This window comes from Mesorhizobium sp. M0185, assembly GCF_040322175.1.
Lineage (GTDB): Bacteria > Pseudomonadota > Alphaproteobacteria > Rhizobiales > Rhizobiaceae > Mesorhizobium.
The window spans coordinates 171,611-183,664 of record NZ_JAMYSY010000005.1; the positions used below are offsets into that span (position 1 = coordinate 171,611).

Annotated in this window: 9 protein-coding genes and 1 tRNA gene; 6 read left to right on the forward strand and 4 right to left on the reverse strand. The window is 64.3% G+C overall.

What is annotated here, in order from left to right; all coding sequences use genetic code 11:
- Positions 1–19 precede the first annotated feature (19 nt).
- Positions 20–1,546, reverse strand: coding sequence for an ABC transporter substrate-binding protein (locus tag NKJ20_RS06535; RefSeq protein ID WP_352448554.1), 1,527 nt, complete (start codon positions 1,544–1,546; stop codon positions 20–22).
- 107 nt (positions 1,547–1,653) lie between these two features.
- A complete protein-coding gene (locus NKJ20_RS06540; RefSeq protein WP_352743142.1) occupies positions 1,654–3,228 on the reverse strand; it encodes a phytoene desaturase family protein in 1,575 nt (524 codons plus the stop codon).
- A gap of 117 nt (positions 3,229–3,345) precedes the next feature.
- Between NKJ20_RS06540 and NKJ20_RS06545 the strand changes: the two genes are divergently transcribed.
- The 5 genes from NKJ20_RS06545 (at position 3,346) to NKJ20_RS06565 (ending at position 10,115) form a co-directional block, all read left to right on the forward strand.
- Positions 3,346–4,137 carry a cyclase family protein gene (locus NKJ20_RS06545; RefSeq protein ID WP_023676844.1) on the forward strand — a complete coding sequence of 264 codons (792 nt, stop codon included), beginning with the start codon at positions 3,346–3,348 and terminating at the stop codon, positions 4,135–4,137.
- Between the two features lie 149 nt (positions 4,138–4,286).
- On the forward strand, positions 4,287–5,858 hold the full coding sequence (locus NKJ20_RS06550; RefSeq protein WP_352743144.1) for a phytoene desaturase family protein: 1,572 nt from the start codon (positions 4,287–4,289) through the stop codon (positions 5,856–5,858).
- Positions 5,858–6,337 (forward strand): MarR family winged helix-turn-helix transcriptional regulator, encoded by a 480-nt coding sequence (locus NKJ20_RS06555; RefSeq protein ID WP_023676846.1) that lies wholly within the window; start codon positions 5,858–5,860, stop codon positions 6,335–6,337. The genes NKJ20_RS06550 and NKJ20_RS06555 overlap by 1 nt, the downstream gene beginning before the upstream one ends.
- 42 nt (positions 6,338–6,379) lie before the next feature.
- Positions 6,380–8,533 carry a thiamine pyrophosphate-dependent enzyme gene (locus NKJ20_RS06560; RefSeq protein WP_352743146.1) on the forward strand — a complete coding sequence of 718 codons (2,154 nt, stop codon included), beginning with the start codon at positions 6,380–6,382 and terminating at the stop codon, positions 8,531–8,533.
- Positions 8,526–10,115 (forward strand): indolepyruvate oxidoreductase subunit beta family protein, encoded by a 1,590-nt coding sequence (locus NKJ20_RS06565; protein ID WP_352743148.1) that lies wholly within the window; start codon positions 8,526–8,528, stop codon positions 10,113–10,115. The genes NKJ20_RS06560 and NKJ20_RS06565 overlap by 8 nt, the downstream gene beginning before the upstream one ends.
- A gap of 25 nt (positions 10,116–10,140) precedes the next feature.
- Here the strand turns inward: NKJ20_RS06565 and NKJ20_RS06570 are convergent, their stop codons facing one another.
- Positions 10,141–10,311 (reverse strand): hypothetical protein, encoded by a 171-nt coding sequence (locus NKJ20_RS06570; RefSeq protein ID WP_352743150.1) that lies wholly within the window; start codon positions 10,309–10,311, stop codon positions 10,141–10,143.
- Between the two features lie 169 nt (positions 10,312–10,480).
- Positions 10,481–10,556, reverse strand: a tRNA-Thr gene (locus NKJ20_RS06575).
- Positions 10,557–10,897: 341 nt separating this feature from the next.
- On the opposite strand from NKJ20_RS06575, the gene NKJ20_RS06580 reads away from it, so the two are divergent.
- Positions 10,898–12,049 carry a hypothetical protein gene (locus NKJ20_RS06580; protein WP_352743152.1) on the forward strand — a complete coding sequence of 384 codons (1,152 nt, stop codon included), beginning with the start codon at positions 10,898–10,900 and terminating at the stop codon, positions 12,047–12,049.
- Positions 12,050–12,054 lie beyond the last annotated feature (5 nt).

The following is a 12,054-nucleotide window of genomic DNA, read 5'->3' on the forward strand; positions in this document are numbered from 1 at the left end:
CGACAAGCCGAAGACTGTCTCAGGCCGGGCTCATCAGCGCCGGCAGAAGTGCGCCCGACACATGCTGCACGACATTGACGCCCTTGGCATGCACGATCGGCTGCGCATACTGGATCAGCGGCAGCACATAGGCCTGTTCGGCGATGTATTTGTCGACGGCCTTCCAGCCGGCAATGCGCTTGGCCTCGTCCTTCTCGCCCCATAGTGGATTGATCATGTCGATCAGATCCTGACTGTCCCACACCGAATGCGGGCTCGGGCCATACATGGCAAAACCGGTCGAGGTGGTCGGGTCGCCGATGGCGTTGCCCCAATTGTAGAAGGCCGCCGGCGCCAGCTTGTCGGCGGCGCGCAGCTCGTAGTGCTTGGCGATCTCGTAGACCTCGATCGTCGCCTCGATGCCGACCTTGCGCCACATGCCGACGATCGCCTGGATCATCTCGTAGTCCTTGGGCTTGAAGCCCTTGGTCGTCTGTATCGTGAACTTGACCGGCTTTTCCGGCGAATAGCCGGAGGCGGCCAGCAGTTCCTTGGCCTTGTCCGGATTGTGCTCCACCTTGATCGACGCATCGTAGGCCGCGTATTCCGGCGTCTCCAGCGTATCGATGGGCTGGCCGTAACCGCGCAGCAGCCGGTCGACCAAAAGCTTTTTGTCGACGGCCATCACCGCTGCCTGGCGCACGTTCTTGTCCAGCATCACGTCGATGTCGTTGAAGAAGATCATGCCGATGTCGGAAACGTTCTTGCACGAGCCGGCAAGTCCATCCTTGGCGATCAGGCGGTCATATTCCTCATAGGGGATTTCCAGCGTCACCTGCGAGGAACCGGACTCGATCTCGGCGACGCGGCTCGCCGCATCGGTGACGAACTTGATGGTTACGTTTTCGAAGGCCGGCTTGCCGCCCCAGTAGTTCGGGTTGGCCTTGAGCCGCAGGAAGGCGTTGCGCTCGAATTTGTCGACCATATAGGGCCCGGTGCCGATCGGGGCTTTCTCAAAACCCTCGGCGCCGACCTTTTCGTAATAGGTCTTCGGCATGATGTAGCCGGTCAGGAACGACATCCACTTGAAATACACCGGGTCGAATTGCACGACGTCGCCGGTGATCTTGTTGCCGTCGATCTTGAAGTTGTTGACGTTCTTCCAGACGAACTGGATCGGGTTGCCGGTCTTTTCATCGCCCGCCCGCTGCAGAGACCAGACCACGTCTTCGGCCGTGAATGGCGAGCCGTCATGCCAGGTGACGCCCTCGCGCACCGTCATCATGATCTTGCTGCGACCCTCGTTCCAGCCCCATTCGGTGAGCAGGCCGGGCGCGAAAGAAAGATCCGGCTTCTGCGGGATGAACTGGTCGAACACCGACTGGTACAGACCCTGGATGGTCGGGTTGACCGCCGAAGGCCCGGTGGTCGGGTCCCAGGACGGCAAATTGACATTGTAGGCGATGGTCAGTTCGCCGGCAGCCTTGGCGATTTGCGGCAGGCCGAGCGCCGTGGCGCCAAGTGCGGCCGCGCCATATCCGAGCAATTCTCGTCTGTTGATTGTCATGGTCGTTCCCCTGTTGCTTTTATGCGCGGTGTCGTTGTCAATCGGTGGGTTCAGGCTCCTTGGGCAACCGCGCCTTGTCCTCCTTCACCCTAGATGAAAAATGGAGCCTACCTCCCGCCAAGTTGTTGCGCGAGCATGAAGCCCGACGCCGCCCCGGTGCCGGCGCCGGGCCATGTTGCCGCCCCGGTCAGGTGCAGATTGCCGACCGGCGTGTTCCAGCCAGCGTAACCGCGCGCCGGCCGGAACAGGAAATTCTGCGCCAGATGATGGCTGCCGCAGATCTGGTCGCCGCCGACAAGGTTCGGGTTCTCGCGTTCGAGGTCGATGGGCGAGAACACGGCGCGGCCGAGGATCTTCCGACGAAGGCCGGGCGCATGGCGCTCGATAATGTCGAGGACGCGCTCGGCGTAGTGCTCCCTAGCCTCGTCCCAGTGAGCCGCCGCTATCGTGCCCGCCGCATCGCCTGCAATCTCGGCTGGCAGCATGCGCACCTGCACCCAAAGTACGTGCTTGCCGTCCGGCGCGCGCGAGGGATCGACGGCCGTCGGCTGGCCGACGACCAGCACCGGTTCGTCCGGCAGCACCCCTGACATCGCCTGCTGATAGGTCCGCGACATGGCATCGAGCGACGGCGACAGATGCACATAGGCGAACTGCCGAAGCTCGGCGCCGGCGCGCCAGTCCGGCAGGTCGTCGAGCGCCAGATGGATCATCAACGTCCCCGGCGCGTGGCGGAATTTTTTCACGGCCGTGTCGAAGCCGGTGTCGCCCGATCCGTTAGGCAACAGTTTCCCGGTCAGCGCCTTGGGCGCGACACCGGCGATGACGGCCTTGGTGGCTGTGTGGGTCTCGCCGGAAGCGAGCCGCACGCCGGTTGCTTTGCCGGCCGAAATCGTGATCTCGGCGACGTCAGCCCCAGTGACGATCTTGCCGCCGGCCGCCGTGAGCATGCCCGACAAAGCGCGGATGATGGTGTCGGCGCCGCCTCTGCCGAGCACCATGCCGAAGCACTGGTTGGCCATGGATTCGAGGTAAGGAAACACCGCGCCGCCGGCGATATCGGGGGCGAAGTCGAGATGCATGCCCCAGGGGGCGAGCGTTGCCCTGATATGCGGTGACTGGAAAGTCTCCTCGAGCCAGGCGCGGGGTGAGGAAAGCAGCAATCGACCGGTATCGAGCGCGCCGCCAATACCCTTCTTGCGCCACAGGTTCCAGGCGGTGCCGGCGAGCCCACGGCCGCTCATCGGCGAGCCCAGCAGCCGGAACAGATGCTCGGCCTCCGCCGGGAATGCCGCAACCAAACGGCGCCATGTCTGTGCGTCGGCGTCGGAAAAAGCGGCCATGCGCGAGGCGGTCTTCTCCAGGTCGCTGCTGACGCCGAACCAGCGACCGTCGGGGAAGGCGCTGGCAAAACAGTCGGCCACCGGCACGAATTCAAGCCCGTGGGTTTTCAATTCATTTGCATATTTCTTGTGAAAGGCCGAGCCGGCGAACAGGCTGAGATTCATCGCGCCGAAATCGTGCCGGAAGCCCGGAAGCGTCAATTCACGCGTCTGGACGGCGCCGCCGATTGCTGCATTGCGTTCGAAAACCGCTGTTTTCCAGCCCTTGAGCGCCAGATGCGCGGCGCATGCCAGACTGTTGTGGCCTGCCCCGACAAATATGGCGTCGAACTCGCTCACGCCCCGTCCCATTTCCTTTATGCTTAAAGATAATTGCAGATGCATATGTTTTCGTCTAGTAGGATATTAAGGGCCGCGAGAGCCTTCAGCACCATCGAGAAAGAGGGAACAGAGACCATGGACACACAACAACTTCTAGGCGAAGTCGCCGGCCAGCTGCTTTCAGGCGCCATCCAGGTGGTCGACCTGACGGCGCCGCTCGGGCCCAACACGCCACTGATCAAGCTGCCGCCGGAACTGGCGGTCGACACGCCGAAGATCGAGATCCACGCCATCTCCGCCTATGACAAGAATGGCCCGTGGTGGGCGTGGAACTGGCTCAAGCTCGGCGAGCATTCGGGCACGCATTTCGACGCACCCAACCACTGGATCACCGGCAAGGATTATCCGGACGGCGCCACCGACACCATTCCGGCGCAGAACTTCGTCGGCCCGGTCAACGTCATCGACTGTTCGAAGCAAGCGGCAGCCGATCACGATTTCCTGCTCACCGTCGATCACATCAAGGCATGGGAAGCCGAACATGGCGCTATCAACCCCGGCGAGTGGGTGGTGATGCGCACCGACTGGTATAAGCGCAACGGCTCGGAAGCCGAGTTCCTCAACGCCAATGAGACCGGACCGCACACGCCTGGCCCGACCGCCGAAGCCATCCAGTATCTGATTAGCAAGGACATCAAGGGCTGGGGCAGCGAGACGATCGGCACGGATGCTGGAAAAGCAGGGGGAATGGAGCCGCCGTTCCCGGCGCATAGCCTGATGCACAAGGCCAACCGCTACGGCCTCGCCAGCCTCTGCAACCTCGACCGGCTGCCGCCGAAAGGCGCGATCCTGATCGCGGCGCCGCTCAAGATCGAGCACGGCACCGGCAGCCCGATCCGCGCGTTGGCGTTGGTGCCAAGGCAATAGGGTAGCTGCGGTCTTCGGGAGAAGATCATGTGCGGAAGTGGCACTGTGGTGACGGAGTGGGAGCGGCAGCCTTGCAAAGCTGCGGCTCTACGGCGCCGTAGAGCGCCAATCTCTGCAATTGAACTCCTGCCGGCTAGGAGCACGCATCGATGAGCGCTCCCGATCACATCGTCGTCGGCAGCGGCATCAACGCGCTGGTCTGCGCGGCGATGCTTGGCGGCAAGGGGGCGAAGGTGCTGGTGCTCGAGCGCAACGACCGCATCGGCGGCTGCATGCGCACCGAAGAAATCACCGCGCCCGGCTTCATCCACGACGTGATGGCGACGACCTTTGTCCTGTTCATCACCTCGCCGGCCTATGCGGCGCTGGGCAAGGATCTGGCGCGGCACGGCCTGGAGTTTTGCAACACCTCCACGCCGACCGGTGTGCTGCGCCCGGACGGCAGCCATGCCGTCCTGCGCACCGATCGTATCGCCAATGTGGCGGCGATCAATGCGCTTGCCGCGGCCGACGGCGACCGGCACGCAAACGATGTCGGCGAGATCGAGCGCAACGCCGGTCTGCTGTTCGGACTGCTCGGTGGCAGCCTGTGGTCCTACCCGACGGCCAGGCTGCTGGCGGGTGAAGCCTGGCGGCGCGGCCCGCGTGGCCTTGCCGCCTTTCTCGGCAGCGCGCTGGTGCCGGCGCGCGGTTGGCTGGAAAGCACCTACCAGTCGGAAACCATGCGCGCGCTGTGGGCGCCCTGGGTGCTGCATGCCGGCCTCGGGCCTGAGGACGCGTTCTCCGGCCAGATCGCCAAGGTCATCGCCTTCGCGCTTGAGGCGGCCGGCGCGCCGATCGTCAAGGGCGGTGCCAGGAATCTGCTGGCCGCCTTCGAAGCCCTGATCAGGGAACGTGGCGGCGAAATCCGCACCGGCGCCGACGTCGCGGCTATTGTCCAAAGCGGAGGCCGCGCCGCCGGCGTGCGGCTGGCTTCGGGCGAAACGATCAACGTGAACAAGAGCGTCATCTGCTCGGTCACGCCAACCCAGCTCTACGAGCGGCTGCTCGGCGACGCGGCGCCGAAAGCCGACGTCGAGGCAGCGCAAAAATACCGCTACGGCAAGGGCAATTTCCAGATCCACTATGCCTTGGACAAGCCGCCGGCATGGCGCGGCGAGGGCCTGGACAAGGTCGCGCTGCTGCATCTGACGCCGGGGCTCGACGGCGTCTCGAAGGCCTGCAACGAAGCCGTGCGCGGCATGCTGCCGGAGGTGCCGACCATGTGCGTCGGCCAGCCGCACGCACTCGACCCATCGCGCTGCCCGGACGGCAAGGCGGTCCTGTGGCTGCAATTGCCCGAGGCGCCACGGCATATCAAGGGCGATGCCGCCGGCAAACTGCAGACACCGGTGGACGGCCACTGGACCGAGGCGCTGCGCGAGGCCTATGCCGACCGTGCCGAAGCGATCCTCGCCAGCCATATCGAAGGATTCAAGGACAGCATCATCGCACGCCGCGCCTGTTCGCCGGCCGACCTGGAAGCGATGAACATCAATCTGGTTGGCGGCGACCCCTATGGCGGTTCCTCGGCCATCGATCAGTCGTTCCTGTGGCGGCCGTTCAAGACGAGCCGCAATCACGCCACCGGGATCAAGGGCCTCTACCATATCGGCGCCTCGACCCACCCCGGCGCCGGGCTTGGCGGCGGCTCCGGTTTCCTGCTGGCGGGGAGGCTGTGATGGAACAGAAGGTTGAAAAGCGCCAGCGCATCTCGACCCTGGGCCAGATCGGCTTGCAGCAGTTCGCGCCCTATCTGATGAACCGCATCATGGGCCGCTACAACGCCACTTTGCGTGACAATTTCCGCAGGCAGGGCCTGACCATTCCGCAGGTGCGTACGCTGGCCGTGTTGTCGGTCACCGATGGCGTCACCGTCAACGATCTCTCGGTCTATACCGTCATCGAGCAGTCGACCTTGAGCCGGACGCTCGACACGCTGGAGGGGCAAGGGTTTGTGCGGCGCGAGCAGGGGGTCACCGACAGCCGTATCCGCCATGTGTTCCTGACCGACGATGGCCGCGCCGAGTTCGCGCGCGCCTGGCCGGCCATGCACGACGCTTTCGAGGCAATGTTCGACGATGTCGACGATGCCGAATACGCGGCGCTGATCGCGACATTGCAGAAGATGCTGAAGAACATTCGCAAGCACGACATCTGATCTTACGCGCCGCCATCGGGGCGGTAACGGAAGGAGCCCAAAATGGCCGAACGGTCTTTTGCCAAGGAAGTCGAAAAGCTCAGGCTCGGCACCGGCGAGGAGTTTTCCGGCGAAGGCATTCTCGCCATCACCAAGGCGCTGCTGCAATGCGGCGTCGGCTATGTCGGCGGCTATCAGGGCGCGCCGATCAGCCATTTGATGGACGTGCTGGCCGACGCGCAGGATATCCTGGGCGAGCTCGGCGTGCATTTCGAGGCGAGCGCCTCGGAAGCGACCGCCACCGCCATGCTGGCGGCATCGGTGCACTATCCGATCCGTGGCGCGGCCACCTTCAAGTCGACGGTCGGCACCAATGTCGCCTCCGACGCGCTCGCCAATCTCGCTTCCGGCGGCGTCACCGGCGGTGCATTGATCATCGTCGGCGAGGATTACGGCGAAGGCTCCTCGATCATGCAGGAGCGCAGCCACGCCTTTGCCATGAAGAGCCAGGTCTGGCTGCTCGACCCGCGACCGAACCTGCCGTCGATCGTCAAGGCGGTGGAGGACGGCTTCGAGCTGTCCGAGGTTTCCAACACGCCGGTCATGCTGCAGGTCCGTATTCGCTGCTGCCATGTCCACGGCCATTTCATCGCCAAGGACAACAAGCGCCCGGCAATGACTGTGGCCGATGCGCTCGAGGCGCCGCGCCGCGACACCGGCCGCATCGTGCTGCCGCCCGCGTCCTTCCTGCACGAGAAGGAAAAGGTGCAGAAACGCTGGCCGGCGGCGGTGGATTTCATCCGCACCAACAAGATCAACGAATTCTTCGGCCCGGAGCACGGCGCAGTCGGCATCGTCATGCAGGGCGGCATGTACAATTCCGTCATCCGGGCGCTGCAGCGGCTCGGCCTCGCCGACACCTATGGCGATACCGACGTGCCGCTCTATGTGCTCAACGCCGTCTATCCCTTAGTCGACGACGAGTTCCTGTCTTTCTGCGAAGGCAAGGACGCCGTTCTCGTCGTCGAGGAAGGCCAGCCCAACTACATCGAACAGGCCTTTGCCGCGATGCTGCACAAGGCCGGCCGCGGCACCAAGCTCGTCGGCAAGGAACATCTGCCTATGGCCGGCGAATATACCGGCCAGGTGATGCTCGACGGCATCGGATCGTTCCTGCGTTCCACCATCCCGCATCTGCTGCCAAGCGAGGTCCGCGCGCCGAACAAGATCGGCGACGGGCTCGACACCGCCGACCTGATCAACGTCGTTCCGGGCCGGCCGCCCGGCTTCTGCGTCGGCTGCCCGGAGCGGCCGATCTTCGCCGCCACCAAGCTGGTCGAACAGGAGTTGGGCAAGCACCACATCGCCTCCGACATCGGCTGTCATTTGTTCTCGATCATGCCGCCTTTCGAGCTCGGCGCCACCACCATGGGCTACGGGCTGGGACCGGCCTCGGCCTCGGCGTTCAATTCGCCCGATGCCAAGCGCCGCTCGATCTCCTTCGTCGGCGACGGCGGCTTCTGGCACAACGGCCTGACCTCCTCGGTCGGCAATGCCGTGTTCAACAAGAATGACGGCGTCATCGTCATCGTCGACAATTTCTATTCGGCCGCGACCGGAGGGCAGGACATCCTGTCGTCCCGCGCCGGCAACAAGACCAAGTCGACCAAGCACCCGATCACCGAGGCGGTGAAGGGCATGGGCGTCAAATGGCTGCGCCACATCGACCGCACCTACGACGTAACCAAGATGCAAGACACGCTGCGCGAGGCGCTGACGACGGACGAGAAGGGCCCGAAAGTCATTGTCGCCTCGTCCGAATGCATGCTCAACCGGCAGCGCCGCGAAAAGCCGCTGGTCGACAAGGCGATCAAGGGCGGGACGCGCATACTCAAGCCGAAATTCGGTGTCGACGAAGATATCTGCACCGGCGACCATGCCTGCATGCGGCTGTCCGGCTGTCCGTCGCTTTCGGTGAAGTCGCTCGACGATCCGTTGCGCGACGATCCGGTGGCGCATATCGACCAAAGCTGCGTCGGTTGCGGCAATTGCGGCGAGGTCGCCGATGCGGCGGTGCTCTGCCCGTCCTTCTACCGCGCCGATGTCGTGCACAATCCGAGCCGCTGGGACCGTTTCCTTGAAGCCGCGCGTCGCGCCACGATCGGTCTCTTGCAGCGGCGCCGTGAAAGCCGGCGCCTGATATTCGCCGATGCTTGACGCCGTTCCATCAACCCGTTCAAAGGCCGGCGCGCCGGACGACGAGCGCGTCATCAAGCTTGCCGTGCTGGCGGTCGGTGGCCAGGGCGGTGGCGTGCTGGCCGACTGGATCACCGACGTCGCCGAGCGAAACGGCTACGTCGCGCAATCGACCTCGGTCGCCGGCGTCGCCCAGCGCACCGGCGCCACCATCTATTATGTCGAAATGTGCCGCGACACCGGCCGCCTGCCGGTCTTCGCGCTGTCGCCGTCGCAGGGCGACGTCGACATCCTGATTGCCGCCGAGTTGATGGAGGCCGGCCGCGCCATCATCCGCGGCTTCGTCACGCCCGAGCGCACCACGCTGATCGCCTCGTCGCACCGCATCGCCGCGGTCTCGGAGAAGATCGAGCCCGGCGATGGCCGCGCCTCGTCCTCGAAGGTGCATGCCACGGCGGAAGCCGCGGCCAAGCGCTTCATCGCCTTCGATATGGAGAAGATCGCCGCCGACAATGGCTCGATGATCTCGGCCAGCCTGCTCGGTGCGCTGGCCGGCTCCGATGCCTTGCCGTTCAGTCGCGAAAGCTATGAGCAGGCGGTCAGTGCCGGCGGCCGTGGTGTCAACGCCAGCCTCGCCGCCTTCGGCGTCGCCTACGATCGGGCGCGCGGCATCGCGAGTGCGCCTTCGGGCGACAAGACTGCAGGGCCGGCGGCCGCTGAAACCGGCTCGGGCGCCGCGACAGAAGTCAGCGGCCCGGAAAGCCTGTTGAAGGGCTGGCAACAATTGGCGGCGCGCGTCGCCACGCTGCCTGTACCCATGCGCGACATGGCGCTTCGCGGCCTGAAAAAAGTGGCCGACTATCAGGACGTTGCTTATGGCGGCGAGTATCTCGATAGGCTCGACAAGGCAGTCGCGCTGGACGATGCCGAACACGACTACGCGCTGTCGATCGCCGCCGCCAAGCATCTGGCCAACGCGATGTGCTACGACGACATGATCCGCGTCGCCGACCTGAAGACGCGCTCTAGCCGCGACCGACGCGTACGCCGTGAGGTTGGCGTCAAGGACGGCTCGGTCCTGCAGGTGACCGAATATTTCCATCCGCGCATCGAGGAATTCTGCGGCACGCTGCCGGCTGGGCTCGGCAGCTACATCGAGGCGCGGCCGAAGCTCGCCGCCTTCCTCGACCGCCGCATCAACCGCGGCCGCCATATCCGCACCGACAGTTTTGCCGGCTTTGCCGCATTGTGGTTCATCGGCGGCCTGCGCCGCTGGCGCCGCCGGCTGCTGCGCCACAAGGTCGAGACCGCCCATCTCGAGCGCTGGTATGCGCTGGCGCTCGGCCATGTCGGCCAGGACTACGCGCTTGGCACGGAGATCCTCAACTGCCGCCGGCTGATCAAGGGCTACAGCGACACCCACGCCCGCGCCCAGTCGAAATTCGACCGGGTGCTGTCGGCGCTCGACCTGCTTAAGGGCCGTCCGGACGCCGCCGACTGGATCCGGCGCCTGCGCGAAGCCGCGCTGAAGGACGAGAAGGGCGACATGCTCGACGGCGCGCTGAAGACGGTGGCGTCGCTGGGCGACACCTCGCCGAGCTGAGGCGCTCGTTCGACCCGGCGACAACTCAGTCTGTCGTCCGTGTCGCCTTCGACGCGGCAGTCTGCACGGCAATTCTCAGGCCAATGATCTCGGCGATCGCCGCCTCCAGCACCAGGACGATCGTTTCCTTTGCCATATCATCGAAATTTTCGGCGACATAGCTCAGGTCGCTTAGGACATCGTCTTCCTTTTCCATTTTTCTCCCCCTGTTGAACGTCAGGCCGGAACCGCCGACGATGAGATGTTCGCCGTGAGTCAAGATCGCAGCGCGGAAAGCGGGCGTATTTCCTTGTTTAGCATTCAAGCCCAAATAAGTTTCTGCGGGGCGGGCCCTACGCAAGCGATTCTAAATGCTGGGAAATTGTTGGTGCCGCTTAGGTGACTCGAACACCTGACCCCATCATTACGAATGATGTGCTCTACCAACTGAGCTAAAGCGGCCCGGGAAGCCGAGCTTCCAAGCTGGGCTGCGTGATAGACCCAACCGGCCGCGAATTCAAGATGGCAGTCGCGATTTCAGGACGAGGCAATTCGTACCGCCTCCGGCCGGGCGCAAGGGCAGCCGCCGCGCGGATCTGCCGTTGGCCGCGTGATGCCGTCCCGTCCGCCACGTTGGCCGTGGCGGGAAAATCAGCGAAAAATGTTGATTCCTTTACCGAAAACCGCCGAAATGAGCTTTGTGCCCCTCGGCAAGGCAGAATGCGGCCGCTCGCTTGTTGATTGATTGGTCGCCTGCGGCTAACGATCATGGCAATGTGAGTGAAATTGCAGAGGGAATTCGCTTGGACGCGATCGAAAAAGCGATCCGCAATGCCTTCGAGAAAGGCAATGCCGACGACCGGGCGTTTCGCGAGCGGGTCTATCGATCGGCTTTCGCGGCACTCGACCGTGCCCTGCAGGCCAATCCAAACGTCACCGTGGAAGTCGCCATCAAGCGGCGCAAGGCGGTCCAGGCGAAGATCACCGAAATCGAATCGGAATTCCTGCCGGCGGTTGCCGACGTCGCCGCGCCGACCGACAGTTTGGAGGCAGCACCGGAGGTGGAGCCCCCGGCCGAAGCTGAAGCCGCGCCGTCGCCCGATGTCGTCGTTGACGGTCCGGCGCAGCCGCCCGAATCCGATGCGCCGCGGTCGCGCGTCCTGCCGGTCGTTCCCGACATCATGCCCGATGCGCCTGTTGCCGAGGCGCCGGTGATCGACATGGGGGCCTCGGTTCCGACCGAAGCCGACGCCGAAACCGACGACGCGGAAGTGACGCCCGACCGCGACGACCGGCGGGCGAGGCGGCGGCGCCTGCCGTTGACCGCGATCTTCTTCGGTGTGACGCTGCTCGCAGCCGCCGGCATCGGCCTTTATTTCGCCAACCAGACTGGCGTCTTCAAATCGGCGACCGAGCTCGACACGGCGCCGCCGGAAGCGCCGCCAACGGTCGACGGCGATGATTTCACGCCGGACGACACCGCTTCGCCGCCGAAGCAGGGCGAGGCGGACCAGGCGCACGACTGGATCAACGTCTTTTCGCCGGGTGACCCGACGCAGGTCAATGCACCGTCGGACGCCAAGGCCGACGTCATCCAGGACGAAAGCGGTTCCTTCCTGCGCATCCGCTCGGGGGCATCCGGCTCGGCCATCAGCTTCGACGTCGGACAAGGCGTGCTGGAAAAACTAGCCGGCAAGCATGCCACATTCGACATCATCGCGCGCTCCGAGGAGGGGCAGGAGACGCAGATTTCCGTCGATTGCAATTTCGGCGAACTCGGCGACTGCGGCCGCAAGCGCTATGCGGTCGGTCGCGAGCGCAATGAATATCTGTTCGACGTGCGCTTTCCCGACAAGCGTCCGGGTGCTGCCGGCACCATCGCCATCAATTCCGACTTCGACAAGCAGGGCAAGTCGGTCGACATCTACGAGATCCGCGTTTCAGTCGTTCCCTAAAGCAC